This is a genomic window from Mycolicibacterium aubagnense, from assembly GCF_010730955.1.
Classification (GTDB): Bacteria; Actinomycetota; Actinomycetes; order Mycobacteriales; family Mycobacteriaceae; genus Mycobacterium; species Mycobacterium aubagnense.
This window is the reverse complement of record NZ_AP022577.1, coordinates 124,552-151,057: the sequence shown is the minus strand read 5'-3', so window position 1 is coordinate 151,057 and position 26,506 is coordinate 124,552. Positions and strand designations below refer to the sequence as shown.

At 66.3% G+C, this 26,506-nt stretch carries 24 protein-coding genes; 5 read left to right on the top strand and 19 right to left on the bottom strand.

Annotated features, from left to right (window positions below; translation table 11 throughout):
* Positions 1-39: 39 nt before the first annotated feature.
* From G6N59_RS00960 to G6N59_RS00945, 4 genes are all read right to left on the bottom strand, one after another.
* A complete protein-coding gene (locus G6N59_RS00960; RefSeq protein ID WP_138230409.1) occupies positions 40-486 on the bottom strand; it encodes a hypothetical protein in 447 nt (148 codons plus the stop codon).
* A 21-nt stretch (positions 487-507) separates the two neighbouring features.
* Positions 508-927 (bottom strand): MarR family winged helix-turn-helix transcriptional regulator, encoded by a 420-nt coding sequence (locus G6N59_RS00955; protein WP_138230408.1) that lies wholly within the window; start codon positions 925-927, stop codon positions 508-510.
* 25 nt (positions 928-952) lie between these two features.
* On the bottom strand, positions 953-1,708 hold the full coding sequence (locus G6N59_RS00950; RefSeq protein WP_043399196.1) for a YebC/PmpR family DNA-binding transcriptional regulator: 756 nt from the start codon (positions 1,706-1,708) through the stop codon (positions 953-955).
* Between the two features lie 95 nt (positions 1,709-1,803).
* Positions 1,804-3,747, bottom strand: a complete 1,944-nt coding sequence (locus G6N59_RS00945; RefSeq protein WP_138230407.1) for an ArnT family glycosyltransferase — start codon at positions 3,745-3,747, stop codon at positions 1,804-1,806.
* A gap of 149 nt (positions 3,748-3,896) precedes the next feature.
* Here G6N59_RS00945 and G6N59_RS00940 point away from each other — a divergent pair, with 149 nt between their 5' ends.
* A complete protein-coding gene (locus G6N59_RS00940; protein ID WP_138230406.1) occupies positions 3,897-5,102 on the top strand; it encodes an esterase/lipase family protein in 1,206 nt (401 codons plus the stop codon).
* Between the two features lie 48 nt (positions 5,103-5,150).
* Here the strand turns inward: G6N59_RS00940 and pdxT are convergent, their stop codons facing one another.
* From pdxT to G6N59_RS00890, 10 genes are all read right to left on the bottom strand, one after another.
* Entirely contained in the window at positions 5,151-5,732 is a 582-nt protein-coding gene (pdxT, locus tag G6N59_RS00935) for a pyridoxal 5'-phosphate synthase glutaminase subunit PdxT (protein WP_138230405.1), read from the bottom strand.
* A complete protein-coding gene (gene tesB / locus G6N59_RS30665; RefSeq protein ID WP_138230404.1) occupies positions 5,729-6,574 on the bottom strand; it encodes an acyl-CoA thioesterase II in 846 nt (281 codons plus the stop codon). The genes pdxT and tesB overlap by 4 nt, the downstream gene beginning before the upstream one ends.
* A 43-nt stretch (positions 6,575-6,617) precedes the next feature.
* A complete protein-coding gene (pdxS, locus tag G6N59_RS00925) occupies positions 6,618-7,523 on the bottom strand; it encodes a pyridoxal 5'-phosphate synthase lyase subunit PdxS (RefSeq protein WP_020101778.1) in 906 nt (301 codons plus the stop codon).
* A gap of 79 nt (positions 7,524-7,602) precedes the next feature.
* The gene (locus tag G6N59_RS00920; protein WP_179970256.1) at positions 7,603-8,637 is read right to left on the bottom strand and encodes an NUDIX hydrolase; all 1,035 of its coding nucleotides are present in this window, start codon (positions 8,635-8,637) and stop codon (positions 7,603-7,605) included.
* Positions 8,637-9,767, bottom strand: coding sequence for a glycosyltransferase family 4 protein (locus G6N59_RS00915; protein WP_138230402.1), 1,131 nt, complete (start codon positions 9,765-9,767; stop codon positions 8,637-8,639). The genes G6N59_RS00920 and G6N59_RS00915 overlap by 1 nt, the downstream gene beginning before the upstream one ends.
* Complete coding sequence (locus G6N59_RS00910; protein ID WP_138230401.1) at positions 9,767-10,720, bottom strand: phosphatidylinositol mannoside acyltransferase; 954 nt, start codon at positions 10,718-10,720, stop codon at positions 9,767-9,769. Before G6N59_RS00910 ends, G6N59_RS00915 begins: the two co-directional genes overlap by 1 nt.
* The gene (gene pgsA / locus G6N59_RS00905) at positions 10,717-11,364 is read right to left on the bottom strand and encodes a phosphatidylinositol phosphate synthase (protein ID WP_138230400.1); all 648 of its coding nucleotides are present in this window, start codon (positions 11,362-11,364) and stop codon (positions 10,717-10,719) included. Before pgsA ends, G6N59_RS00910 begins: the two co-directional genes overlap by 4 nt.
* Positions 11,361-11,996: an ATP adenylyltransferase gene (locus G6N59_RS00900; protein WP_179970255.1), complete on the bottom strand. Its 636-nt coding sequence runs from the start codon at positions 11,994-11,996 to the stop codon at positions 11,361-11,363. The genes pgsA and G6N59_RS00900 overlap by 4 nt, the downstream gene beginning before the upstream one ends.
* Entirely contained in the window at positions 11,993-14,053 is a 2,061-nt protein-coding gene (gene thrS / locus G6N59_RS00895) for a threonine--tRNA ligase (RefSeq protein ID WP_138230399.1), read from the bottom strand. The genes G6N59_RS00900 and thrS overlap by 4 nt, the downstream gene beginning before the upstream one ends.
* An 88-nt stretch (positions 14,054-14,141) precedes the next feature.
* Positions 14,142-14,765 carry a PaaI family thioesterase gene (locus G6N59_RS00890; RefSeq protein ID WP_138230398.1) on the bottom strand — a complete coding sequence of 208 codons (624 nt, stop codon included), beginning with the start codon at positions 14,763-14,765 and terminating at the stop codon, positions 14,142-14,144.
* A gap of 33 nt (positions 14,766-14,798) precedes the next feature.
* On the opposite strand from G6N59_RS00890, the gene G6N59_RS00885 reads away from it, so the two are divergent.
* Complete coding sequence (locus G6N59_RS00885) at positions 14,799-15,296, top strand: DUF1990 domain-containing protein (protein ID WP_138230397.1); 498 nt, start codon at positions 14,799-14,801, stop codon at positions 15,294-15,296.
* Positions 15,297-15,355: 59 nt separating this feature from the next.
* Here the strand turns inward: G6N59_RS00885 and G6N59_RS00880 are convergent, their stop codons facing one another.
* A complete protein-coding gene (locus tag G6N59_RS00880; protein ID WP_163910804.1) occupies positions 15,356-16,597 on the bottom strand; it encodes an HNH endonuclease in 1,242 nt (413 codons plus the stop codon).
* 329 nt (positions 16,598-16,926) lie between these two features.
* Between G6N59_RS00880 and stpK7 the strand changes: the two genes are divergently transcribed.
* The gene (gene stpK7, locus G6N59_RS00875; RefSeq protein ID WP_138233352.1) at positions 16,927-18,696 is read left to right on the top strand and encodes a serine/threonine protein kinase StpK7; all 1,770 of its coding nucleotides are present in this window, start codon (positions 16,927-16,929) and stop codon (positions 18,694-18,696) included.
* 132 nt (positions 18,697-18,828) lie between these two features.
* A complete protein-coding gene (locus tag G6N59_RS00870) occupies positions 18,829-20,685 on the top strand; it encodes a putative bifunctional diguanylate cyclase/phosphodiesterase (protein WP_138233351.1) in 1,857 nt (618 codons plus the stop codon).
* Positions 20,686-20,702: 17 nt separating this feature from the next.
* On the opposite strand, the gene G6N59_RS00865 is transcribed toward G6N59_RS00870, so the two are convergent.
* The 3 genes from G6N59_RS00865 to G6N59_RS00855 form a co-directional block, all read right to left on the bottom strand.
* Entirely contained in the window at positions 20,703-21,374 is a 672-nt protein-coding gene (locus G6N59_RS00865; RefSeq protein ID WP_407665793.1) for a class I SAM-dependent methyltransferase, read from the bottom strand.
* 201 nt (positions 21,375-21,575) lie between these two features.
* Positions 21,576-23,705 carry an Rv1355c family protein gene (locus G6N59_RS00860; protein ID WP_138233350.1) on the bottom strand — a complete coding sequence of 710 codons (2,130 nt, stop codon included), beginning with the start codon at positions 23,703-23,705 and terminating at the stop codon, positions 21,576-21,578.
* Complete coding sequence (locus G6N59_RS00855) at positions 23,692-23,934, bottom strand: hypothetical protein (RefSeq protein WP_138233349.1); 243 nt, start codon at positions 23,932-23,934, stop codon at positions 23,692-23,694. The genes G6N59_RS00860 and G6N59_RS00855 overlap by 14 nt, the downstream gene beginning before the upstream one ends.
* Before the next feature lie 143 nt (positions 23,935-24,077).
* On the opposite strand from G6N59_RS00855, the gene G6N59_RS00850 reads away from it, so the two are divergent.
* Positions 24,078-25,442 carry a cytochrome P450 gene (locus G6N59_RS00850; RefSeq protein ID WP_138233348.1) on the top strand — a complete coding sequence of 455 codons (1,365 nt, stop codon included), beginning with the start codon at positions 24,078-24,080 and terminating at the stop codon, positions 25,440-25,442.
* Positions 25,443-25,663: 221 nt separating this feature from the next.
* Here G6N59_RS00850 and G6N59_RS00845 read toward each other — a convergent pair whose 3' ends face one another.
* Positions 25,664-26,284, bottom strand: coding sequence for a TetR/AcrR family transcriptional regulator (locus G6N59_RS00845; RefSeq protein WP_163910801.1), 621 nt, complete (start codon positions 26,282-26,284; stop codon positions 25,664-25,666).
* Between the last annotated feature and the right edge of the window lie 222 nt (positions 26,285-26,506).

The following is a 26,506-nucleotide window of genomic DNA, read 5'->3' as shown; positions in this document are numbered from 1 at the left end:
GTTGCGCCAGGGACACGCCCCAGATGTGGGCGGGGATGCTCACACATACCTCGACCCGGGGTGCACGACCATCAACACGACGACGACCACCCACAGCAGGTTGAACACGCCGGTCACCATGCGCAGGGTGCGAAGTTCAGCGACGCCGCCGGGCGCGGCGAGCGCCCGCGCCTGACGTGGCGCGATCTGAATCGCGAGCAGGATGCCTGCCATGGCCGTGAGCACCATGGCCGCGGTGATCCACACTTCGGACATGCGCCCTTGGACTCCGGCGAGCGCGAGACCGACCATTGGAACCGCAAGTGCCAGCACCCCGTAGACGCGGGTGATCCGATGGAGCAGACGGGCGATGCCCGCACTGCGTTCGGTGTCCGCGGATGCGCCCCCGACTGGCGCGTATCGGGGAAACAGGCTGGTGGCCACCGCAATTGGCCCGACGAAGAGGATGCCCGCCACCACGTGCACGGACAACAACAGTGCTTGCATAACCTTCAGCCTAACTGAAGGTTATGGGGAATCAGACGTGATCCGGCTCATGTACGCGCGCAGCGCCTCGGTCAATTCGGGATGTTGCGCAGCGAACTCGGCGTCGAGAGCGGTCACGACGTCAGCGGCGCGGTTCAACAGCGAGTCACCCTCGGCCGTCACGCGCAAGGTGGATGCCGAACCGGCATGTGCCGTGCCGTCATCGACCAAACCCGCCTCGACAAATGCCGCGACGGCGGCGTGCACGCTCTGCACGGTGATGCGGGACCGTCGCGCAAGCTCACTGAACGAGATGCCGGCATTTCCGCGAATGTGCCCCAACAGCCCGTACTTTCGCGTCGTCAGCCCGAGCGGCTTCAGCGCGTCGGCGAAAGCGGCATCCCAGACCCGGCTGACGGTCAGCAGTGCGACGGTCGGGCTGAACGGAGGCGGCTGGGACATGCTCGGCAGGCTACCGCCGAAGCGGTTATTCCTCGTCGAGCTGCGCGGCGACGTCGTCGGGGATGTCGACGTTGGTGTACACGTTCTGCACGTCGTCGCTGTCCTCGAGCGCGTCGACCAGCTTGAACACCTTGCGGGCGCCCTCGATGTCGACCGTGACCGACACCGACGGCTGGAAACCGGACTCGGCCGAGTCGTAGTCGATGCCGGCATCCTGCAGCGCGGTGCGCACGGCGACCAGATCGGTCGGCTCGCAGATCACTTCGAACGCCTCACCGAGGTCGTTGACCTCTTCGGCACCGGCGTCCAGGACGGCCATCAGCACGTCGTCCTCGGTCTGGCCGTTCTTCTCCAGGGTGATGATGCCCTTGCGGGAGAACAGGTAGGACACCGAACCAGGGTCGGCCATGTTGCCGCCGTTGCGGGTCATGGCGACGCGCACCTCACCGGCGGCACGGTTGCGGTTGTCGCTCAGGCACTCGATCAGCACCGCGACGCCGTTGGGGCCGTAGCCCTCGTACATGATGGTCTGCCAGTCGGCGCCGCCGGCTTCCTCGCCCGCGCCGCGCTTGCGCGCCCGCTCGATGTTGTCGTTCGGGACCGAGGTCTTCTTGGCCTTCTGGATGGCGTCGTACAGCGTCGGGTTACCACCGGGGTCACCACCGCCGGTGCGCGCGGCGACCTCGATGTTCTTGATCAGCTTGGCGAACTCTTTACCTCGGCGCGCGTCCTTGACGGCCTTCTGGTGCTTGGTTGTCGCCCACTTGGAATGGCCGCTCATGCGTGTCCGCCCTCTTTCTGATCAAACGTCAGCTGACCAGTTTACGTGGACGGGTGACGCGCCCTGACCGGCCTGGCCGATCGCAGAATCGGAAGCTATTTCGTGACCGGTTGCGTCAAGTTGTAGACGGTGTCGGATCCGACCTTGATGGGCGCGAAGTTGGCACTTACCCAGTCGGCGATGTCGTTGTGCGCATCGGCGCCCCAATGCCCCTTGTTGTCGGAGACGATGTAGTACGCCACCTCGTGGCCCGCCACATACGACTGGAACTGCTGCAACGTCGGCGCCGGGTCGCTGCCGCCGAATCCACCGATCGCGATGACGGGCGTGCGGGTGTCCAGCTCCAGGCCGGCGGCCGGCGACGACCGGTCGATCGCGGCGGACCACTTGGTGGTCGTGGCCTTGAGCAGCGCGTTCAGTTGGGGGTTGTCGTCACGCTGGCCCCAGCCACCTTGCCCCTTGTCGTCCTTGTCCGCCGGCCCGACAGACGGGCCGCCGCCGAGGTGTGGCTGGCCGAAGGTCGCGAGCGAGTAGGCCACCGATCCCCCGACCGCGCCGAACATCGCCAGTGCCAGGGCCAGCGTCGCGATGCGCTTGCGGTTGTCGTGGCCCGACCAGATCAGTCCGGCGGCCCCGACAATAGCGGCGGCCAGGATCACCCAGCGCAACGCGGGCAGCCAGTCGGCATTGCGGTCCAGGATCACAAAACCCCACACGCCACTGGCCAAAAGTACTGTCACCAAGCCGATCCGATGGAACAGGGAATCCCGGCGGCGCCAGAACTCGACGACGAAGATGGCGAACATCGCGGCCATCGCCGGAGCCAGCGCGAGGCAGTAGTACGGGTGCACGTTGGTTTTCATGAAGCTCAGCACCAGGCCGACGCTCACCAGCCAGCCGCCGAACAGGATGGCGCCGGCGCGGACCCGATCGGTGCGGGGTGCGCGCCCACGGGAGATCAGCACGAGCACGGTAGCGAGCAGCGCCGCCGGCACGAGCCAGCCGATCTCGTAGCCGAATTCACCGGTGAACAGCCGCGGCAGGCCCTGCACCTGGTCACCCATGCCACCGCCGTGATGCCCCGCCGTCTTGATCGCTTCGCCGGCGGCATGCCCGGCGTGCTCACCGGTGACGGTGTGCACCATCGACGGCTTGTCGGGGTCGGTCTTGCCCATGTGGTTCTTGCCGAGGACACGGCCAAAGCCGTTGTAGCCCAAAACCAGGTTCATGAAGCTGTTGTCGGTCGAACCCGCCATGTAGGGCCGCGACGACGCCGGCCACAGGATCGTCAGCACCACGTACCAGCCGGCGGATACCAGCAGCGCACCCAGCGCACCCAGCAGGTGCCACAGCCGGCTACGCAGCGCGACCGGCGCCGCGATCAGGTACGTCAGACCGAGTGCTGGCGCCACCATCACGCCTTCGAGCATCTTGGCCAGGAACGCGAAACCGAGTGCGACACCGGCCAGCGCCATCCACTTGGCGCCCTTGTCTTTCAAGGCGCGAACGGTGAAGTAAGCCGCCAACGTCATCAGCAGCACCATCGCCGCATCGGGGTTGTTGAAGCGGAACATCATGGCGGACACCGGAGTCAGCGCGAGCACCGCGCCGGCGAGCAGACCGGCGGCCGGACCACTGATCCGTCGTACCGCGGCGTAGAGCAGCCACACCGAGCCGACCGCCATCAGCGCCTCGGGGATCAGCATGCTTGCGCTGCTGAAGCCGAAGATCTGGCCGGACAGCGCCATGACCCACTGCGACAGCGGCGGCTTGTCCACGGTGATGACGTTGTGCGGGTCGATGGACCCGAACAGCAACGCCTCCCAGTTCCGCGAGCCGGCCCATACGGCGGCGGCGTAGAACTGGTTGCCCATGCCGTTGACGGTGATGTTCCACAGGTAGCCGACCGCGGTGACGACCAGCAGCAGGGCCAGCGCGGCGCGCTCCCCGGTCTTGGTCGCGAGACTCCAGCGACGCGGCGCCGTGGCCTCCGGCTCGGCCGACGGGGCGTCCAGAACGGCAGCGGATGTCGTACTCACCCGACCATTAAGGCAGCTCCAGCTATGGCCTAGCTGTGAAGCGGGCGAGCCACCGCTATGACTTGGGACGATGTGCGCGGTTCATGAATCTGCTCACAATCAGCAGCTATGCCCCCGCCAACTCCGGTGAACACTCGTACACTCATTTCATGGACGACCACCTCACCAGCGAAGCCGGCGCCCTCGCCGAGCTGGGCCTCAACGAGCTGGGCGGCGCTGTCGACGGAATCCACAAGGTCCAGCGCGCCATCTCCGAGCGCGTGTTCCGGCTGGTGGGTTTCGGCGTCGGTCCGGCCGCCACGCCGGTGAAGGTCGTCTACGACACCATCACCGACAGCGTCTACTCCACCATCAGTCACACGATGACGACGGCGGCGCCCCTCGCCGGCAAGGCAGTCCACGGACAAGTCACCGGCAAGCTGTCCGACCGGCCCGGCAGCGCCCGGGTGCTCGCGGCACTGCAGGGTTTGATCGGCGACAAGCTCCACGAGCAGGGCTCTGTGCTGGCGACCACGATGTCGGTCCGCGCCGAGGGCCGGCCCGTTGCGCTCGACACCGACAGCCTGCGGGCCGCCTACCCCGCCGCCTCAGGCGACGTCGTCGTATTTCTCCACGGCTTGATCGAGACCGAGGCATTCTGGGCGCTCGGCAAGCGGCCGACCTACAGCCAGCGCCTCGGGGCCGACATCGGCATCACCGGCGTGGAGATCCGCTATAACTCCGGTCTGCGCATCTCGGACAACGGTCTGCTACTCGCCGACCTGCTGGACCAATTGGTGGCGGCATGGCCGGTGCCGGTGACCTCGATCTCGCTGGTCGGCCATTCGATGGGCGGGCTGGTCATCCGCTCCGCCTGCGCGGTGCCCGACCGGCCGTGGGTGGACCGGGTTCGCACGGTCGTCACGCTGGGCACGCCGCACACCGGCGCACCGCTGGAGAAGGTCGTGCACTACGGATCAGCCGCACTCAGCGCGCTGCCGGAAACCCGCCCGTTCGGCAGCCTCCTGCGCCGCCGCAGCAACGGAATCCGCGACCTGCGGTTCGGCTCGCTCGACGAACGCGACTGGCGTGACCGGGAACCGGATGCTCTGCGCGCCACGGCACCGATCGAGGTACCGCTGCTCGACGGGGTGTCGTACTACTGCGTCACCGCAACCCTCGCCCGGACGCCGGCCAACCCGATCGGCTGGGTGCTCGGCGACGGACTGGTCCAGGTGCGCAGCGCGCGAGGCCGAAGCAGAAAGCGCGACATGGGGTTTGAACGCGACAATCACCTGCACCTGCCGGAGGCGCATCACTTCACGCTGCTGAACGACGAGCGGATTTACGAGCGCCTGCGCGTCTGGTTGGCGTGATTGGTGCACGATTTTCCGCGGTGGGCGCGGAAAATCGTGCACAAATCACTACAGGGAGTCGACGAAAAGCTTGTGAATACGCCGGTCGCCGGTGACTTCGGGGTGAAACGACGTCGCCAGCATGCGGCCCTGGCGGACCGCGACGGGATGGCCGGCCGCGCGGGCCAGCACCTCGACGTCAGGCCCGACGCGTTCCACCCACGGCGCCCGGATGAAGACCGCATGCACGGGATCATCCAGCCCGACGAAGTCGAGGTCATCCTCGAAGGAATCCACCTGGCGACCGAAGGCATTCCGCCGCACCGTCATATCGATGCCGCGGAGCGGCAGGGCCTCGCGCCCTGGCACTCCCGCGTCGTTGATCTCGGTGGCCAGCAGGATCATTCCGGCGCACGACCCGTAGCACGGCATACCCGCCGCCAAGCGGTCACGCAGCGGATCCAGGAGCTCCAACTCACGCAGCAGATGACTCATCGCCGTTGATTCCCCACCCGGAATCACCAGGGCGTCAACGGCATTCAGCTCGGTGAGGCGCCGAACGGTGGACACCTCGGCGCCCGCGTCACTCAGCGCAGCCAGATGTTCTCGGGTGTCCCCTTGCAAAGCCAGGACACCGACGTGCACGCTCACTCGGCCGGCGGGACGAAGCCGCGGTTGTAGCGGGTCAGCCCCTCCTGCATGACGGCGGCCACCATGTCGCCGTACTGGTTGAAAATCTTGCCCTGCGTCAGCGCGCGGCCACCGCACGCCGACGGCGATGACTGGTCGTACAGCAGCCATTCGTCGGCCCGGAACGGCCGCATGAACCACATGGCGTGGTCCAACGAGGCGATATTCATGTGTTTGCGGACCTCAAGATGATTCACCTGCGCCGAACCCAGCAGCGTCAGGTCGCTCATGTAGGCGAGCGCGCAGATGTGCAGCACGTGGTCGTCGGGCAACGGATCTCGGTGCCGGAACCAGACCTGTTGCTGCGACGCCTTGCCCGGCACCCGGGCCACCTGGTCGCGCGGCACGATGCGCACGTCCCACTCGGCGAACTGGGCAAACCCGGCGTCGTCGAACGCGCCGGCGGAGCGGAACCCCGTCGACAGGTCGGGCGGTGGCGGCACCGGCATGGCGTCCTGATGCTCGATGCCGGACTGGTCGGTCTGAAAGGATGCCGACATCGAGAAGATGTTCTCGCCATGCTGGATCGCACTGACGCGGCGGGTGCAGAATGACCCACCGTCGCGAATGCGCTCCACCATGTACACCGTCGGTGCGCGGGCGTCACCGGGACGCAGGAAGTACCCGTGCAGCGAATGCACCTGGTACTTCGGCTCCACGGTGCGCACCGCGGACACCAACGACTGACCCGCTACGTGGCCACCGAAAGTGCGCTGCAGGAAACCCGATTCCGGACTGAAAACACTGCCGCGGTAGATGTTGACCTCGAGTTGCTCGAGGTCGAGTATCTGCTCGATTGCCATCTAGCTCTGTTCTTCGCGCAAGCGGCTCATCACCCTGTTGGGCCTACCAGCCCCGCTCGGCGAGCCGATGCGGCTCCGGCACGTCCTCCACATTGATGCCGACCATGGCCTCACCCAGACCGCGCGACACCTTGGCCAGCGTGTCGGGGTCGTCATAGAACGTCGTCGCCTTGACGATGGCCGCGGCGCGGGCCGCCGGGTCACCGGACTTGAAGATGCCCGAGCCGACGAACACGCCCTCGGCGCCCAGCTGCATCATCATCGCGGCGTCGGCCGGGGTGGCGATGCCACCGGCGGTGAACAGCGTCACGGGCAGCTTGCCGGCCCGTGCAACCTCGACCACCAACTCGTACGGCGCCTGCAATTCCTTTGCGGCAACGTACAATTCGTCTTCCGACAGCGACGTCAACCGACGGATTTCGCCACCGATCTTGCGCATGTGCGTGGTGGCGTTGGAGACATCACCGGTGCCGGCCTCGCCCTTGGAGCGGATCATGGCCGCACCCTCGTTGATGCGCCGCAGTGCCTCACCGAGGTTGGTGGCGCCGCAGACGAACGGCACAGTGAACTTCCACTTGTCGATGTGGTGGGTGTAGTCCGCCGGGGTCAGCACCTCGGACTCGTCGATGTAGTCCACACCGAGGCTCTGCAGAATCTGCGCCTCGACGAAGTGTCCGATGCGGGCCTTGGCCATCACCGGGATGGTGACCGCGTCGATGATGCCCTCGATCATGTCCGGGTCGCTCATCCGCGAGACACCGCCCTGTGCGCGGATATCGGCGGGTACGCGCTCCAGCGCCATGACGGCTACGGCGCCTGAGCCTTCGGCGATACGTGCCTGCTCGGGTGTGACGACGTCCATGATGACGCCGCCCTTCAGCATCTCGGCCATGCCGCGCTTGACCCGGGCGGTGCCCGTCTGACCGCTGTTATCCGCTGCGGTATCCACTGCACTCTCCCTCAAGAATTTGGTACAGGCCAAGTCTAGTGGCCGGACCAAATCGGTTATCCGCGCAGGTCACCTGAGCTCACCGGATCGGCTGCGGTTCCACGCCGGCGGTCGCCGCCGGATGTTTGCCGTCCGCCAATTCGCCTGCGAGGGACAGGTATTCACCGAGCTGCAATGGGTAGACAATCTCACCATCGGCGGCCAGCCGGGCGATGACCCCCGCGTCGCACCACCGGTGCGCGTGAATCGACTGCCGTTCCACCGCGGTGTGTCCACTGGTCACCGGCTCGAAGCGTGAGGTGCGGTACACGAAGAAGAACTCCTCGCTGCGGATCACAGACCCGTTGAACGCGAACACCGCCTCACGACGCCACACCGGGCCGGTCAGGTCGGCCGGGTCGACCTGCAGCCCGGTCTCCTCGGCGATCTCGCGGGCGGCGGCGTCGGGCAGCGACTCGTCCGGTTCGACCGCGCCCCCGACGGTGAACCACCACCGCGGCGCCATCAGCGGATCGGCCGCCGGGTCACTGCCGCAGAACAGCAGCACCTGCCCGTCCTGATCCAGCAGCACCACCCGAGCCGACGTGCGTCGGCCCACCGCGCCGGGCTCGTGCCGGGACGCCCGCTCGACGATCTCGAAATAGGTTGGCATGGCTGCGGTGCCGCCCAGGTGCAGCCAGCGCACCAGGGTGCGCTCGCGCAGTGCCAGGGTGTCGCGGACGGCGTCATTGTGGAAGCGGCGGGCCAGCAGCACCCGGGCCTCGGCGTCGGCGAGCTCAGCGACCAGCGTCACCGGGATGGACGCCGGGTCAACCTGCGCCAGCGCCGCGGACAGTTCGTTCTCGGCAGCCTCGCGGGCCACCCGGGGTGCCCGTTCGGCCGCGTCCGCCAGCCCCGCGAGACGTCGACCGGCCGGCCGGGACCCGTACGCGTCGGCCGCGACGGCCCGGGCCACCACCGCGCGACGGGCCAGCGCCCCGTCCAGGGCCTGCCACGACAGGTCATAGCGGACGTGCAGCCGGTCCAGCCGGTGCGCGGTCTGATACGCCCAAACGACGGTGATCAGGACCATCGCCGCCAGCCAGGCCAGCGCGACGACCAGCAGCCAGCTCATCAGGCTTCCACCCGGACCTTCGTGCCCGATCCCGCGACCGTTTCATAGACCAGCATGATCTGCTGCGCGACCACCGACCAGTCGTAGCGGCGTACCGCCCGACTCGCCGCCTCGGCGTAGCGCCGGCGGGCCGCCTCGTTCGACAGCATCTCGACCAGCGCATCGCCGAGGGCCTCGGCGTCGTCGACCGGCACCAGCCGTCCCGCCTGACCCTGCTCGAGCACGCGCCGGAAGGCGTCCAGGTCACTGGCCACCACGGGGGTGCCCGCCGCCATGGCCTCGACCAGCACGATGCCGAAGCTCTCACCGCCGGTGTTCGGGGCGCAGTAGACGTCGGCGCTGCGCATGGCCGACGCCTTCTCCGCGTCGTCGACCAGGCCGAGGAATCGCAGATGCCCCGCGTGCTCGCCGACGGTCTCTCTGAGCGCCTCCTCGTCACCGCGGCCGACGATCAGCACCTCGACATCCGGGCAGGCCGCCACCAGCTTCGGCAGTGCACCGACGAGCACATGCATCCCTTTACGTGGCTCGTCGAACCGGCCCAGGAACAGCACGGTCCGGCCCGACCGTGGGTAGCCGGGCAGCAGCGGAGCGTCGTCGAACGCCGACACGTCGACGCCGTTCGGAATCTCGACGGCGTCCGAGCCCAGCGCCTCCATCTGCCAGCGCCGGGCCAGATCGGACACCGCGATGCGGCCCATGATCTTCTCGTTCCACGGCCGCAGAATCCCCTGAAAGACGTTGAGCGTCAACGATTTCGTGGTGGACGTGTGGAACGTCGCGACGATGGGTCCGCTGGCCACCATCAGCGCCAGCAAGGACAGACTTGGCGCGTTGGGCTCGTGCAGATGCAGCACATCGAAGTCGCCCTCGACGATCCACCGTTTGACCATCCGGCGCGTCGCGGGACCGAACCGCAGCCGCGCCACGGAGCCGTTGTACGGGATGGGCACGGCCTTGCCGCCGGAGACCACGTAGTCCGGCAGGTCGGCGTGTGTCTCCGCCGACGACGGCGCCAGCACGCTGACCTCATGCCCGTAGCCGCGCATCACCTCGGCCAGCTGCAGCACGTGTGCCTGAACGCCACCCGGTACGTCGAACGAGTACGGGCACACCATGCCGATGCGCATCAGTCGTTCCCGGCCAACCGGGACCGACGTTGCTCGGACAGGTCGGCCAGCCACTGCGGCTGCAGCATGTGCCAGTCGGTGGGATGCGCGGCGATGCCGGCCTCGAACTGGGTGGCCAGGGCCTGGGTGATGGTCGCGACGTCGCCGCTGGAGGTATCGAGCGGGGCGGAGACGTCGAAGACCCAGTCGTCCGGTTTGTTCCAGCACTGCACGGTCAGGAGCGTCGCGCCCGTCGTCACGGCGAGCTTGGCCGGACCCGCCGGCATCCGGGTCGGCTCACCGAAGAGGTTGACCTGCACGCCGTTTCGGGACAGGTCGCGATCCGCCATCAGGCAGACGATGCGATTGGCCTGCAGCCGCTCGGTCAGGACCTCGAACGGTGGCCGCACTCCGCCGGTCAGGGGGAGAATCTCGAAGCCCAGTGACTCGCGGTATTCGACGAAACGCTTGTACAGCGACTCGGGTTTGAGCCGCTCGGCCACGGTCGTGAACTTGCCGTACTGGTGCACCACCGACACGCCCGCCATGTCCCAGTTGCCGCTGTGCGGCACCGCAAGGATGACGCCTTTTCCCTGTTGCAGTCCTTCGGCGATGTGCTCGGTGCCGACCAGGCAGTGCCGGAGCTTCTCGCCGAGGGTGCGCTGGTTCATCGACGGCAGGCGGAATGCCTCCCGCCAGTACCGGCTATAGGACGCCAGCGAGGCGCGGATGATGCGGCCTGGCACCGTGGCCGGCCGCACGCCCAAGACCCGGGCCAGATTCTTGCGTAGCTGATCCGGGCCGCCGCCGCGCGCCGCGTACAGCGCGCCGGCGTCGAACATGTTGCGGGCGGCGAACTCCGGCATCGTCCTGACCAGGCCCCACCCCGCGGCATAGCCGAGATCTTTGAGCTGCTCACCCATCGGGATCTCAAAACCGCCGAAAGACGGAATGCCTCCGGTCGGCACGCTCATGACTGCTCCTTCGACGGGAGGGGCTCCTCGGCGCCCGGCGAGCGGCGCACCGAGGCGACCCGCTGGCCCAACGTGATGACGCTGGCGACGGCCAGCAGCCACATCGCGATGGGCAGTGCCAGCGGCAGCGGATGGATCGGCAGGTCCGAGAACCCCGCGCCGACCAGCACGATGATCAACCGCTCCGGGCGCTCGATGAAGCCACCGTCGGCGTTCAACCCACTGGCTTCGGCGCGGGCCTTGATGTACGAGATCACCTGGGAGGTGACCAGGCAGATCAACGTGGCGATGGCCAACGGCTTGTCGTGCATCTCGAACGCGACCCACCACAGCAGGCCGCAGAACACCGCGCCGTCGCCGATGCGGTCGCAGGTCGCGTCGAGGACCGCCCCGAGACGGGTGCCGTAGCCGCGTTCCCGGGCCATGGCACCGTCGAGCATGTCGGCCAGCACGAAGAACCAGACGACCAGGGCGCCGTACCAGAGGTGCCCCGTCGGGAACAGCGTCAGCGCGCCGACAACCGATGCGGTGGTACCGATGACGGTGACGCTGTCCGGCGTGAGCCCGATGCGCAGTGCGCCCCGGGCCAGCGGGCGGCTCAGCTTGGTGTAGGCCGCACGGGTCAACAGGTAGAAGTCGCTCACGGGTTGCGTTCCCCGTCGCTGCGCTCGCCTGGAAGGTCTGCCTTCGCGTTCTGCGCCGCCCACTCGTCGGCCAGCAGCTTGCGGGTGTCGCGCAGCAACTGCGGGATCACCTTGGTACCGCCGATGACGGTGATGAAGTTGGCGTCGCCGCCCCAGCGCGGCACCACGTGCATGTGCAGATGGTCGGCCAGCGAGCCACCCGCGGAAGTGCCCAGGTTGAGGCCGACGTTGAAGGCGTGCGGATTCGAGATGGCCTTCATCACGCGAATCGCCTTCTGCGTGAACGCCATCAGCTCACTGCTCTCGGCCTCGGTGAGGTCCTCGAGCTCGGACACCTTCCGATACGGCACCACCATCAGATGCCCCGGGTTGTACGGGTACAGGTTCAGCACCGCATAGACCTGCTCGCCGCGCGCGACGATCAGGCCCTCCTCGTCGGACATCGTGGGAATGTCGATGAACGGCTGCTTGGAGCCGGCTGACGTGCCCTCGCCACCTTTCATCGGAGCGTCGACGATGTAGCTCATCCGGTGCGGCGTCCACAGCCGCTGCAGATAGTCGACGTCGCCGACGCCGCGGTCCACTATGGCGTCTCCGACGCCGCGGTCCACGATGCTCCGATCCTCGGTCACGGCTGTGCGCCCCGCGCCTCGTTCACCAATTCTGCTGTCGGGAAAGCGTTCTCGCGGCGTGCGATCCACCCGGTGATGAGATCGACAGCCTCGGCCACCGGGACGCCGTTGACCTGCGTGCGGTCGCCGAACCGGAAGGAAATCGACGATGCCTCAGCATCGCGGTCCCCCGCCAGCAACATGAACGGCACCTTCTGATTGGTGTGGTTGACGATCTTCTTCGCCATCCGGTCGTCGCTGCCGTCGACCTCGACCCGCACGCCACGCGACTTCAGTTGCGCCGCAACGTCATACAGGTAGTCCAGGTGCGCGTCGGCGACCGGGATGCCGACCACCTGCACCGGGGCCAGCCAGGCCGGGAACGCGCCGGCGTAGTGCTCGGTGAGCACTCCGAAGAACCGCTCGATGGACCCGAACAGAGCGCGGTGGATCAGCACCGGCCGCTGCCGGCTGCCGTCGGCCGCGGTGTACTCCAGCTCGAACCGGTCCGGCATGTTGAAGTCCAGCTGGATGGTCGACATCTGCCAGCTTCGGCCCAGCGCATCCTTGACCTGCACTGAGATCTTGGGGCCGTAGAACGCGGCGCCGCCCGGGTCCGGCACCAGGGCCAGGCCGGAGGCCTCGGCAACCTCGCGCAGCGTCTCGGTGGCCTCTTCCCACAGCTCGTCGGAGCCGACGTACTTGTCCGGGTCCTTGGTGGACAGCTCAAGGAAGTAGTCGTCCAGGCCGTAGTCGCTCAGCAGGTCCAGGACGAACTGCAGCAGCCGCGTCAGTTCGTCGCGCATCTGCTCGCGGGTGGTGTAGATGTGCGCGTCGTCCTGCGTCATACCGCGCACCCGGGTCAGGCCGTGGACGACGCCCGACTTCTCGTAGCGGTACACGCTGCCGAACTCGAAGAGCCGCAGCGGCAGCTCGCGGTAGGACCGCCCCCGCGACCGGAAGATCAGGTGATGCATGGGGCAGTTCATGGGCTTGAGGTAGTAGTTCTGCCCCGGCTTGCGCAGCGTGCCGTCCTCGTTGAATTCCGCGTCGATGTGCATCGGCGGGTACATGCCGTCGGCGTACCACTCCAGGTGCCCCGAGGTGATGTACAGCTGCTCTTTGGTGATGTGCGGGGTGTTGACGAACTCGTAGCCGGCCTCTTGGTGCTTACGCCGCGAGTAGTCCTCCAGCTCGCGGCGCACGATGCCGCCCTTGGGATGGAACACCGGCAGGCCCGAGCCCAGCTCGTCGGGGAAGCTGAACAGGTCCAGCTCCACACCCAGCTTGCGGTGGTCGCGGCGCAGTGCTTCCTCGATCAGCTCGAGGTGCTTGTCGAGGGCCTCCTGCGACTCCCACGCGGTGCCGTACACACGCTGCAGGCTGGCGTTCTTCTGGTCGCCGCGCCAGTACGCGGCGCTGCTGCGGGTGAGCTTGAACGCCGGGATGTGCTTGGTGGTCGGGATGTGCGGGCCACGGCACAGGTCGCCCCAAACCCGTTCGCGGGTACGAGGATTGAGGTTGTCGTAGGCCGTCAGCTCGTCGCCACCGACCTCCATGATGTCGGCGTCACCGGACTTGTCGTCGACGAGTTCGAGCTTGTAGGGCTCCTTGGCCAGCTCTTCGCGGGCCTGGTCCTTGGACTCGTACACGCGCCGGTCGAACAGCTGACCGTCCTTGACGATCTTCTGCATGCGCTTCTCGAGCTTGGCCAGGTCCTCCGGCGTGAACGGCTCCGCGACGTCGAAGTCGTAGTAGAAGCCGTCGGTGATCGGCGGGCCGATGCCGAGCTTGGCCTCCGGGAACAGATCCTGCACGGCCTGCGCCAGCACGTGGGCGCACGAGTGGCGAATGACGCTGCGGCCGTCCTCGGTGTTCGCGGCGACCGGGATGACCTCGACGTCCGCCTCCGGGGTCCAGGACAGGTCCCGCAGGCGGCCGTCGGCATCCTTGACCACGACGATGGCGTCGACCTCGCCGCGCTGCGGCAGCCCGGCCTCGCGGACCGCGGCGCCGGCGGTAGTCCCGGCAGCGACCCGGATCGGGGCTGCTGGTGCGGGGCTGGCGGCGGCGGTCATCGAGACACTCCTGCGGGTTAGGTCGGGTTAAGTGACGATCGCGACCATGCTATCGGCACCGGTCATCGCTTCGCGGCGCAGCGCCGCCTCAAGGCTGACCCGGCTTGAGCTTCACGAAGAGGGCTTCGGCCTCGGCGAGCACGGTGTCGCCATCCAGCAGCGCGCCGGTGATGAAGATCTTGCGGCCGTCGACGCGCTCCAGCGCCGCCGTGGCGTGCAGGTCGCGCTCGACGGGCACGATCTGCCGGTAGTTGACGTGCAGGTAGGCGGTGCGCTGGAACGGGCTGTCGGTGAGCCGGTAGGCGGCATGCCCCAGCACCGAGTCGAACAGCAGCCCGATGGCGCCGCCGTGCGCGGCCCCATTGCGGCCCAAGTGAAAGCGCCGGAACCGGACCGGGCCGGAGATCCGCCCGTCGTCGGTGACCTTGAGATCCGACGGCACGTTCAGGACGTTGCCGCGGTTGGGCAGGTCCAGGCGACGCCCCGACGGCGAGTGCCACTCGTCGGCGCGGTAGGGCGCCAACAACGCGTTGGCCTGTTCGATGAGGTTTGCCGCCTGGGTGATGACGCGGTCGGGCGCGTCGGCGCCGCGAGCGTTGTCGCCGATCGTGCGGACGGATTCGACGAACCTGCCGTAGTCCGGGCCACCTTGAGTGGTGGGTTTGGGCGGGTTGAATCCCCCACCTGCATGCACGGCCTCGTTGTTCTCCACCTGTTTCTCTTATCACGGTGGCAAGGTGGGCTTATGCGACTGAGCGACCTGGCCGGCCTGGCGTTCACCTATCCCGATGTCGGAGCAACCGCCGGAGAGTTGCCGAGCGGCTATCACCACGTCCATACATCGGCCCAGATCGGCTCGGGCCGAGCACGATTCGACGAGGCTGCCGATGCGGTGCTGCGCTGGGGCATGCAGCGCGGCGTCGGGATGAAAGTGGAGGCGACCACTGTGTCGGCCACGGCGGGCACCGACATGCTGGGCCATCTCGGTCTCGTGTCGGTGCCGTGCCGGGTGGTGTACGTCGTCGACGAACCCGACCGGCGCGGGTTCGCCTATGGCACGCTGCCGGGCCATCCGGAGTCCGGCGAGGAGCTGTTCAGCGTGCGCTACGACCCCGCCACTGATGCTGTGCACGCCGAGATCAGCGCGTTCTCACGGCCGGCACTGTGGTGGAGTCGGCTGGGTGCGCCCGTCGCGCGGGTGGCGCAGCGCGTCATCGGTCGGCGCTATTTGCGCGCGGTCTGAACGACTCGCCGCCCAGCCCTACACTGTTGAGTTGTCAAGGTGCACAACGTGTTAGGTGGCTATGCCGCGATGGTGTCCAGTCTCATCGTGCGGCGGTTGTAGGCCGGGATGGGCCTGCGGTGTGCGTCGACGACCGCCGGCGGGATCAGCCAGGGATGCTTGTCCCGGCCCATGACGACGTCCCAGCCGTCGTGGTGGATGTTGGCGTGGCAGGCCGGGCACAGCAGGCACCCGTTGCCCAGGCTGGTTTCACCGTCGTGGGTCCAGTGCACGATGTGGTGGGCATGCGTGCGCCCGGGCGGCGCACCGCATTTGATGCAGCCCCCGTCGCGCAGATAGAGAGCTTTGCGCAGAGGCGCCGGAAACAACCGCTTGTCGCGTCCCATCTCCAACGGCACCTGTTCGCCGTCCACGATCACCGTCGTGACGGTGGTGTCGCAGCAGAGCCGGTCCAGGGTCATGGCGCTGATTGATCCCATGAACGCTAACTCCGCCAGGTCCGGGGTGTCGGCAGGCACCGTTACCAACAGCTGGGTCCGCGGCGCACTGGCGACGTCCCCGCCGCGGGCCGCGATATCCAACACCGCCTCCAAAGCGTCCGCGCGTCGCCTCCCCGCGGAGCGGGTGTCGGGGCTGCCGTCGGGTTCAGGCCGCGGCGCCGACAACCCCTCCACCGCCGCCACGAATTTCGCGCCCACTTCGGCATCCAGATCCGCCCGCACCCGCAGGCGCCCATCAGCGGTGACTCGGTGATCGGCAGTGTTGATTGACCGGTCCTCGGCCGCGGGCAGACCCCCAGTCGCGGCGGCGTGCCGGTTGCCGAGCCGGCGGGCCCGAGCACCAATCTCCGCCGGGGTGGCCCCGGAGAAGAACTGTCCGAGAAGATCCGTGACCTGACCGAACCGGGCCTCCTCGTCCGGCGGGTCGGGGGAGCGTGCCGCGATGTGGTTGACGCCCTTGACGATCGCGTCGACATGTTCCCCCGAGACCGCGCCGTCGCCGGCATGTGCGGCCAAGGTGGGCAGTGCCGGCAACGCAGCAGCGACCCGCACCAGCCGCTCGGCGACCGCGGGTGCGCACCCCAACGCGATCAGCAGCTCCCGCGGCGTCCGCCCCTGCGAGGCGGCCACCCCACACCGATCCAGGGCGCCCGCCACTGTTGCCGCCAGATGATCAACCACGTTCTGCAGCACGGCAAGCATGCGCATCGACTCCAACGCGTCATCTCCAGCCAGGTCGTCGGGGACGTGCACGCCTCGGATGGCGTCGAGGCCGGTGGTGAGACGCTGCGTGATTCCCATACCCCATTCTATCGAACAAATGTTCGAACTGCAAGGTTTCTACTGACTCAAACTTCTTGGCCGGGTCACCGCGACCATGGCTGGAAGGTTGCGGATATGGCTCGATCACGCCGTGGTGCCGGCTGTGCTGGCCAGTGATACGAGCGGTGCTGAAGCAACGCGCCGTCGTGGGGTCACCACGTGTCCCCCGACCTAGGAGCTCGGACAATCGCCGACTCCGACCGGCCGCCCGACGAGGCCGCTCCGACCACGTGACCGTCATTCGCGCCGACACCGCTGACCACGTGTTGTAGCTTTCACACGAAACTGACACGGTCAAGGAGTGCTGGGTGGAGCCGACACGATTCGGGCACTACGAGCTGCGCGAACTGATAGGCCGTGGCGGCATGGGCGAGGTGTACATCGCCTACGACACCAACACCCAGCGCACCGTCGCGCTCAAGGTGCTGCCCCCGCACCTGGCCAAGGACCCCGTGTTCCAGGAACGCTTCAAGCGGGAATCGCAGGCCGCAGCGGGTCTGAATGAACCGCACGTCGTCCCGATTCACGGTTTCGGCGAGATCGACCACCAGCTCTACCTGGACATGCGGCTCATCGAAGGCCGCACGCTCGCGGAAATCCTGGCCGACACCGAGCACCGCCCGAGCCCCGAATTCTCGGTCGGCGTGGTCGAGCAGATCGCCGCGGCACTGGACGCCGCGCATGAAACCGGGCTGATCCACCGCGACATCAAGCCCTCCAACATCCTGGTGACCGACCACAACTTCGCCTATCTGATCGACTTCGGCCTCGCTCGCACCGCCGGCGAGCACGGATTGACCACGGCCGGAAGCACTCTGGGCACGCTCGCGTACATGGCGCCCGAGCGGTTCGAAGGCGGCCAGGCCGACCCTCGCTCGGACATCTACGCACTGGCGTGCGTGCTGTACGAGTGCCTCACCGGCCGGCGGCCGTATCCGGCCGACAGCCTGGAACACCAGATCGCCGGGCACGTCAGCGCTCCCGCGCCGAAACCGTCCGATGTCGACCGGCGGCTCGCCGCATTCGACGACGTGATCGCCAAAGGCATGGCGAAGAAGCCCGGCAAGCGCTACCAGCACGCCGGCGAACTCGCCGCGGACGCCCGCACCGCGCTGACCGCGCAGGTCCGCGTCGCGGGGCGGACCGGTCCGCGAACCGGATCGGGACGTCATGCGGTGCAGACCGCCGAGCCGAAACGCCGCACCCGACGCGTCGTGATCGCCGTCGGCGCCGTGATCGTGCTGGCGGCCGGCGCCGGAACCACCTGGCTCTACTGGTCCCGGCAGCACCAGGTCGGACCATCAGGATCGGTCCCGTCGATCGCCGCCAAGGTACCTGCCGACCTCAGGGATTCCGGCCGACTGGTGGTCGGGGTCAACATCCCTTATGCGCCAAACGAATTCAAGGGACCCGATGGAAAGTTCACCGGTTTCGACGTCGACCTCATGACCGCGGTGAGCCGCGTGCTCGGGCTCGAGCCGGAGTTCAAGCAGATCGGCATCTCGAAGATCGTCCCGTCGGTCCACGACGGGACGATCTCCGTCGGTGCGTCGTCGACCACCGACACCAAACAGCGGGAGAAGTCAGCCGACTTCGTGACGTACTTCAAGGCCGGCGTCCTGTGGGCGCGCCGGACGGGATCAACCGTGGACCCCAATGCCGCGTGCGGCCTCCGGGTCGCCGTGCACCTGGGATCTGTCGAGGAGACCGACCATCTGCCGGCCCGCAGCGCCGCGTGCGTCGCGGCGGGGGTGGCGCCGATCGAGATCGTTCCCATCGCCGGCCAGGACGGCGTCACGGCGGCTCTGCTGGCAGGCACCGTCGACGCGATGGCCGCCGACTCGCCCGTCACCGGCTACGCGATCAAACTCAGCGGCGGCAAGCTCGAAGCAGCCGGCGGAATCGTCGATGCGCAGCCCTACGGCTGGCCGGTGCCCAAGGGCTCGTCGCTCGCCGCGGCGTTACAGGCGGCGCTGACCCATCTGATACAGACCGGCGAATATCGGGAGATCGCCACCAAATGGGGCGTGGAGATGGGCGTCATCGACAAGCCGGTGATCAACGGCGCGCTGCGGTAGCCGTCATCTCGGTCCGAAATCAGCTCGCCGAGGTTGGCGGCGGTGATATTCGGGGACAGCTGCCGCGGCTCGAGCATGACCCAACATCAAGACAAGTGCACCAGCTGCCCGATCGTTGGTTACCGTAAGGAAGTGCTGAGTGCCCTCAACGAGCTTGTCGAGAGGGTCGCCCATACCCTGATGGCCGCCGACGAGGGCAACTACGTCCCGGCCAGCGAGCAGGCCCTGGCCGACGTGGCAGCACATTTCGAGCTGGACGTGGCATTTCTCCGGCACAACGATCACGCGATTGGCGCGACGATCCTGATCGCGCAATGGCCGGTCAGGACTTACATCCCGGACCCTGACCCGATCGGAACCGTTTACTTCAAGGACGCCGATCCGGTCTTCGCGATGGCCGAGCACGTCAAAGAACCTGTGATCCTGCGGCCGGCGGCCGAGCCGGACGAATTCCAGCAGCGCATCGAAGAAGGCACAACTGTCCCCCTTGTCTCGATGGCCGCAGTGCCGATGAACGTCACCGACAAGACCGATGGATCCGCAGGCTTCATCACAACGGGCACACTGGGTTTCATCAAGTATGGCGACCTTGCGTGGACGGATGACGAGATCACGGCGCTGAAAGTCATCGCGACCATGTTCTCTCACCTCAAAGCGCGAGTGGAAGCACAAGCATCCGTTAGGCACCTCGCCGAGCATGATGATCTGACGGGCTTGCGCAATCGCCGAAGTCTCCTCGACCACCTCGAATACCGGCTTGCGACAGGTCAACCGGCCCCCGTCGCGGCGCTTTACATCGACCCCGATCAACTCAAAGCGGTCAACGACCTGCTCGGTCACGAGACCGGCGACCAGGTTCTCGTTGAACTCACGCACCGGTTGCACGAACACGCCGCTGACGCGGCCTTTCTGGCTCGCCTCGGTGGCGACGAGATCGTCGCGGTGCTCAACGAACCCACCACACTCGCAGATGCCTACGAATACGCCGAACAGCTGCGGGAGACGTTGTCGGCGCGGCTAATGCTTGGCTCCTCCTATATCCGACATCGGGTGAGTATCGGCGTTGCTGTAGGGACTCCCGGTACCGACTCCGTGTCGGACCTGCTCAGGTATGCCGAGCACGCGCTGACTGCCGCCAAGACCGCCGGCGGCAACACCGTCATCGCGTTCAGCGACGAGCTGGCAGCGCAATATTCGCTGCAGACCGACATTGAAGTGCACCTCCAGGACTGTATTGAGAACGGTGGGCTATACCTGCATTACGTTCCCGAGGTCGACCTCCGCAGTGGGCAACTCGCGGCGATGGAGGCAGTGGTCCGGTGGAACCACCCCACCCGCGGACTTCTGCGCCGCGAGGAGTTCATGCCGGTCGCCGAGGCCACCAATTTCGGCGGCGCCGTAGGCCGCGAAGTCATGCGGCTGGCCTGTGAGCAATACCAGCGCTGGCGAATCGAAGGGTTAGCGCAGGATGTGATGCTCCGGGTGAAGCTGTCCCCTGCTCAGGTTGTGACCGACGGGTTTACCGAACACCTGACAGCGACGCTAGCCCACTTCAACGTTCCGGCGGCCTCGCTGTGTTTGGAACTGCCAGAAGACCTGCTGGTTGCTGAGGCCCAACGCTGTGGCCAAATTCTGCTGGCACTCAAGGACATCGGCGTGCAGCTGGCGTTGGACAACTTCGGCACCGGATACAGCTTCCTGCCCAGTTTGAAAGAACTGCCGATCGATTCGCTGAAAGTCGGCCGCGCCTTTGTCCAGACGCTCGATCACGACGGTGAGAACGCGTTGTTCGTGCAGTCGATCGCTGCCCTGGCCGACGCCTTTGGCCTCGAACTGACCGCTGACGGGCTGGAGACCGAGTCCGCAGCAGAACGGCTCGTGACAATGGGTTACCGCCGCGCACAAGGACTTCTGGTGTCAGGTCCGGTTGACGCGAACGGCATGGAAGCACTCCTGAAGGCGCCGAAACTGCGTGCCCCCGCTGCGTGAAAGACTGCGTGCGCCGATCAGACCTTCCGAGCAGTAAGCAGCAGGGCCGGTAAATGAACGCGGCCGGCCTCGTCGATCGGGAAGTTGTGAGGCGGCAACCCGGGGATGTCGGGGAGTTTGACGGCCACGAACGACGGCTGCGTTGTTACCTCGGACCAGTGCTTAGCGACGGCGTCGCGGACTTCGGCTTCGGTTACCTGGTTTGGGATCGGGCAGGGGGAATCGGCTGGCAAGGCGTCCTTGGTGAACACGAGCAGGAAGAGCGCAGCGCCATCAGCGGCGGCCTCGTGGATGCCACGTAAGTAATCATCGCGTGCATCGATCGGCAACGAATGGAACAGGGTGCAGTCGATGATGGTGTTGAACTTCTCGGTCAGCCCGAACTCTCCAAGATGGCGCAGGTCTCCTTGGCGGAAGTGGGCGGTGGTCAGACCTCGCTCGGATGCCGCAGCCGCAGCTTCACTGACCGCGACCGTCGACAGGTCGATGCCGATGACGTCATAACCGCGGTCAGCCAAAGCCAGAGCGACATCGCCGACACCACACCCGGCGTCGAGAACGGGACCGGTGACCTCCCCGGCCTCAATGAGAGCGAGAATTTCCGGCTGGGGAGCACCGATGTTCCACGGCGGAGGACCCATGAAAATTTCATGGCGATATGCGGCATCCCAGTCCATCACTTCGCTCATGGCGACCAGGGTAGTTGGATGTCCGCGGAGGGGTTGCACTAGTGGGCCAGGTCGACCCGTGACGGCTTGTTCGCGCCGGAGCGACGACTATGTAGAAATCCAAGTGCCACGGGGCCCAAACTATTTCACTAGCAGCATTCTGCGGGAGTCGAACGCGGTATCGGAACTTAGGCTCGGGGGCAGTGCGTCGTAACTTACCGGCTACTGGTGTAGCCGGATCCTGTCAGCGCTGCGCCGGCTGGCTATCGCAGTTGGCGCGGCCGCGGCGAGCCGCAATATGAGCGCGATGCTTTCGTCCGCACCGAGGCGGGTGAGCTCGATGAATTCGCGCTGCAATTGGCCGAGTTGATCGGCGAACCGGGTGGAGAGCTTCTCGAGGTCAGCAATGTCGTGGGCGTAGAGCCAGACAGGAGAAATAGGTTGCACGGCCAGGCCGAGTTGCTGGGCATGCACCCACACCGACTCGGCGGCCGATCCTCCGGTTGCATAGTCTCGCAGAGTGCTGCCAGTGGTGGTGACGATGGCGAGCGCTGAGCTGGCGGTGATGCGGCTGCGCATATCGTCGCCGAGGGCTTCGCCGGCATTCCAGTCGGCCAGCTGGGCCATGACTTCGGGGCGGCGCAGCAGGTCGAGCATGACCAGGCCGCCGTCATCGAAGCCGAGGCTGTGCACGTCGATCCCGGCGTCCGGGTCGGGATCGCCGGGCCAGCGCAGCTCGGTGATCATCTCCTGGTGCAGGTGCGGGGTCAGGAACCGAATCCGGTCCGACGCGCCCAAAATTGCCGCTGCAGAGGCCATATCGCTGGAAGAGGCGATGAGGCGTATGTGCCCACCTTCGCGTTCAGCGGCCGCAGTCAGCGCCGCGGCGACGCTGTCGGTGAGCGGCGTAGCGGTGCCTTTGTCACGGTTCGTCTCACGCCTGAGCACTGGCTCGTACAGATCGGCGAGCTCCTCGGAGCTGCCCTTGCCGTACCAGAGCGTCGCTTTCAGCGGTGACCATGACCCGCTGGGGTTCTCGTCGAAGGTGACTGGGCCGAGCACCCCATGGTGGGCGGCAGCGACGCGGGCGTTGAAAACGGCGGCACCGACGGCAACGGCGCTCCCCCGGAACGCGACGTCGATGGTCGGGCTGTATTGCGGCGCAAGGCTGATCACGATCTCGTCGTCACCGGCCTCGATCAGCCACGGCTGGATATTGCCGCCCGACGGGGCGCGCATCGCAGCGACCGTCACCAGGCCGGTGACGCTGGTGGGAACCAACGGCTGTTGCGGCGGTGTCGTGGGTCTCGGCGCGGCCATGGCTGGTTCGGCAAGGTGGTCGAGGGACCAGCCGATGTCTATGCGGCCTCGGCCGGACCGCAGCTCCTCGCCGAGCCCGATGCGCCGGACAGCCTCGGCAACTGCGGAAGCTCCGATGATGACCTCGGAGGCCACCTGCGGCCAGGTGGCCAGAGTCCGGTCCAGTTCGATCAACGACGCCGCGGTGCGCGGCGAGAGCTTCTCGGCTTCCAAGTGGCGCAGGATGTGCGGAATCTTCTCCTTGCTGCTCATCCCGGGCAGGAGGCCGATATCGAGCGGGCCCAGGAGGCCGTGCAAGATTGGGCGGCCAGGTTCGTCATCGAACCGTTCGACGTCGACGATGCCGCGGTCGCTGGTGGCCATGAGCACCGGGATCCGCCGGTGCTTGGCCGCGACCCGCACGATGGCTTTGATGTCGAGCGAATCGCACTCCTCGACAAGGACATTCAGTCCATCGAGGAAGTCGTCGACGCTATCGGCAGTCAGGCCCGCGTGGAACACCTCCACCGGTAGGTAGGGGTCGAGTTCGGCGATCCGGCGAGCTGCTGCGACGGCCTTGTTCAGGCCCAGGTCGAACACGGTGGCCGGAATCCGATTGAGGTTGGACAGCTCAATCCGGTCGAAATCAGCCAACCGCAGGCGCCCGCAGAGACCTTGGGTTGCCAGGGTATGCGCGATGACGTGGCCGACGCTCAGGCCGGCAACCCCGACGGTGAGTTCCGCCAGGCGAGTCTGTTCTTCAATGGTGATGCCGTTGCGATTGCGGTCCAGACGTAGGGCCCGGAAGCTGTTCGGGCCAAGGATCGAGACGAGGGTCCGCCGCCAGGGGTACCAGGCCCAACGACCCGGCTCGTCCAGGAGCGCCGCAGCGGGTTCGGGGCGCAGCCGACGGAGGTTTTCCAGTTCGGTGCTGTGGTGGTCGAGGACCTGGATATGGGAGTCGGATCGGAGTCGATCGAGGGTGATCGTGTCCGCCGAATCGGTGGGATCGAGAATTTGCGGGCGATATTCGTTAGCGTCAGATGGATGCATTATCGGCTCTCAATTCTGTGCAAATGCCTTCAGGGCTATTTGGGCCGTCGATGCGGTACGGAGTGGGCCGGGGCGGCAGTTCGTCGGCATCGCCGACCAGCCATAGCAGAAACCCGTTGATGTGGGCGTTCAAGCACGAATCCACTTGTGCTGCAGCTTCAATCGCACGTTTACGCAGTGCCTCGTCGGCACGGTAAATGCCGGCGGGCAGTTGATGCTGGCTCGGCATTCATTCACTATTACATAGGTGGATATCCACCGTCGAGCCTGATAACGTCCGCAAATGGAAATATGGACGTAGCGAGGGAGAATGAATATGCGCGTTGCGACAATGCCAATCCCGATTGACGTTAGCGTCAAGATTAGCTAGAAATGAGCGACCAATCGCACGTGGACGTCTCGTCGCTGCCGTTACCTCCGGTCAACCCACTGCCACGTAGAGAACGGCTTGCGGCGTGTCGCAGCTTCCATACCGGCACCGACGTCTTGCGCGATGCCGGCGGCCCAGTCACGCGTTTCACGTTGGCGCCGAAGTGGCTGATGCCCCCGTTGGTCGTGGTCACCTCACCACACGGGATCCGGGACACCGTGACCTGCCATGACGGATCGATCGACAAGACCAGCGACGTGAGCCAGGAGCTGGAGCGCATCCTCGGCGCCAACCTGTTCGTCGTCAACCATGAGCAGTGGAAGCCGCGCCGACGCACGATCCAGCCGGTGTTCGCCAAGCATTCGGTCGCCGAATTCGGCGGCCACATGTCCGAGGCCGCCCAATCGGTCTGCGGCACTTGGGAAGACGGCGCTGAGATCGACTTGGATACTGCGGCGCGCCGCATCACGATGCGCGCGCTGGGTCGGAGTGTGTTCGGACTCGACCTGGCCGACCATGCTGATTTGGTCGACGCGCCGATGCGCATAGCGGTGACCTACGCGGTATCCCGGGCGATCAGCCCTTTCAGCCTGCCTCGCTGGGTACCCACCCGAGCCCGGCGACATGCATTGAAGGCCGCGGCGACGATCCGCGGTTTCGCGCTAAATGTAGTGGGGACCTGTCGCGACAACCCGGAGCTGGATGCGCCACTGGTCCAGCAGCTGATCGCGGCGAAGGACCCCGAAACCGGTAAGCCGCTGTCGGACTTGGACATTGCCAATGAGTTGCTGATTTTCATGTTCGCCGGCCAGGACACGACTGCTACCACAATCGCGTACTCGTTGTGGGCTTTGGGGCGTAACCGCGACATTCAAGACCGAGTACTTCAAGAGGTCACGCAATTCGGCGAGCGCGAACTCACCCCCGACGATGTTCCGCGACTGGGGTACACGATTCAGGTGCTCAAAGAGTCGATGCGGTTGTGCCCGCCTGGGGCGACCGGATCGCGGATGGCGACCCGCGACGTGGCCGTCGCGGGGTATCGAATCCCGGCCGGAACGATGATCGTCATCGGTCGCATGTCGGTGCACCGCGACCCGAGCCTGTGGGACAGGCCGCTGGTGTTTGACCCGGATCGATTCAGCGAGGAGAACAGCCAGGGTCGTAACCGGTGGCAGTACGTCCCGTTCGGGGGTGGCCCGCGCGGTTGCATTGGGGATCATTTCGCGATGCTCGAGGCTACGTTGGCGCTGGCGACGATCGTGCGTCACGCTGAAATCGATTCTGTGGACGCGGAATTTCCGATGGCTGCGCCGTTCACGCTCGTTGCTGGTGGGCCCATTCGAGCGAGAATAAAGTTGCGCTGAGCGATCGTCCGCGCTTTCGCGGGCTTCGTGGGGGTGGTCTTGGCGGCGATCAAGCAGTGCGGCGATCGCACCGCGCGGACGTTTTCCGGGATGTGGACGCGTTCTACCTTCCCGGCGCGTAAGCCCTCTCGACCGCGTGGACTGAGGTGAGCCGGCCGACAACCCCTCGTATGCCGGCCGGCTCTACCCGTTGCGGAAGGCTCGCGTCGACGAAAGCAGCCTTACGCGTCGGGGCGGAGCTGTCCATGCCGGATCAGTGCGGTTACCGCCTCATCCCAACGGCGAATCTGGTCGGAATCAAGAAACTGACCGGGAATGTAGCGCTCGATGTGGTGGCGCAGCGCGATAGTGCCCGCACGCAGGATGAGCGGCAGGAGGGAGCCCCAGACGGGATCGAGGTCTTCGCGCGTCTGGCCCCGTTCGGTGAACTGGACGCGCTGGGCCTCACTGATCTGATAAATGCCGTCGAAGATGGTCTTGCCGACCTCGGACGGCTCGATCATTTGCTGGCAGATGTACTCCAGCACGTGCGGCGTTTCGATAAGAACGTCGGCGAACTTGCGGCCCATGGCCATGAGCGCTTCGACTGGTGGCGCGTCGGGATTCTGAATTTTGGCGGCCAGGACGTCGATCGCGTGGTCGTCGACGGCGGCGACGAGTTCGTCTTTTGTCTTGAAGTGGTGCTGAACCCGGCCGACGCTGACACCGGCGGCATGGGCGACGTCTTTCAGCGTAGAAGCCCGGATGCCGCGTTCGGCGAACACAGTTAGTGCGGCCTCGACAATCATGTCGCGGCTGGTGGGTTTGGCCGGTTCGCGTCGACGTGTGAACACGGTCTCCATGCGAGTAGACAATACACAAAACTCGTGCCACGATTCGCGCATATCGGAAACCGATATCAAAAACTTGTCTCGCGATATAGCCATATCGGTACGGGGAGTTGCGAAACATGGGCAAACCAAAAGTCGGAACGGCGAACAGGACAAGCGGAGAGGTACCGCTGCTGCAATCAACCAGTAGGGCCCGCAATGTGCATACCGGCCCGGCGGCCACAGGCCCCACGA

Excerpts from the sequence above, each read along its gene's own strand:
- G6N59_RS00860 (WP_138233350.1), bottom strand. The coding sequence starts at position 23,705 with ATGCATCCATCTGACGCTAACGAATATCGCCCGCAAATTCTCGATCCC.
- G6N59_RS00955 (WP_138230408.1), bottom strand. The coding sequence starts at position 927 with ATGTCCCAGCCGCCTCCGTTCAGCCCGACCGTCGCACTGCTGACCGTC.
- G6N59_RS00940 (WP_138230406.1), top strand. The coding sequence starts at position 3,897 with ATGGACGACCACCTCACCAGCGAAGCCGGCGCCCTCGCCGAGCTGGGC.
- G6N59_RS00915 (WP_138230402.1), bottom strand. The coding sequence starts at position 9,767 with ATGCGCATCGGCATGGTGTGCCCGTACTCGTTCGACGTACCGGGTGGC.
- tesB (WP_138230404.1), bottom strand. The coding sequence starts at position 6,574 with ATGGCAATCGAGCAGATACTCGACCTCGAGCAACTCGAGGTCAACATC.
- G6N59_RS00885 (WP_138230397.1), top strand. The coding sequence starts at position 14,799 with ATGCGACTGAGCGACCTGGCCGGCCTGGCGTTCACCTATCCCGATGTC.
- G6N59_RS00845 (WP_163910801.1), bottom strand. The coding sequence starts at position 26,284 with ATGGAGACCGTGTTCACACGTCGACGCGAACCGGCCAAACCCACCAGC.
- G6N59_RS00910 (WP_138230401.1), bottom strand. The coding sequence starts at position 10,720 with ATGAGCGTGCCGACCGGAGGCATTCCGTCTTTCGGCGGTTTTGAGATC.
- G6N59_RS00920 (WP_179970256.1), bottom strand. The coding sequence starts at position 8,637 with ATGAGCTGGCTGCTGGTCGTCGCGCTGGCCTGGCTGGCGGCGATGGTC.
- G6N59_RS00850 (WP_138233348.1), top strand. The coding sequence starts at position 24,078 with ATGAGCGACCAATCGCACGTGGACGTCTCGTCGCTGCCGTTACCTCCG.
- G6N59_RS00855 (WP_138233349.1), bottom strand. The coding sequence starts at position 23,934 with ATGCCGAGCCAGCATCAACTGCCCGCCGGCATTTACCGTGCCGACGAG.
- thrS (WP_138230399.1), bottom strand. The coding sequence starts at position 14,053 with ATGACCGCCGCCGCCAGCCCCGCACCAGCAGCCCCGATCCGGGTCGCT.
- G6N59_RS00880 (WP_163910804.1), bottom strand. The coding sequence starts at position 16,597 with ATGGGAATCACGCAGCGTCTCACCACCGGCCTCGACGCCATCCGAGGC.
- G6N59_RS00960 (WP_138230409.1), bottom strand. The coding sequence starts at position 486 with ATGCAAGCACTGTTGTTGTCCGTGCACGTGGTGGCGGGCATCCTCTTC.
- G6N59_RS00865 (WP_407665793.1), bottom strand. The coding sequence starts at position 21,374 with ATGAGCGAAGTGATGGACTGGGATGCCGCATATCGCCATGAAATTTTC.
- G6N59_RS00950 (WP_043399196.1), bottom strand. The coding sequence starts at position 1,708 with ATGAGCGGCCATTCCAAGTGGGCGACAACCAAGCACCAGAAGGCCGTC.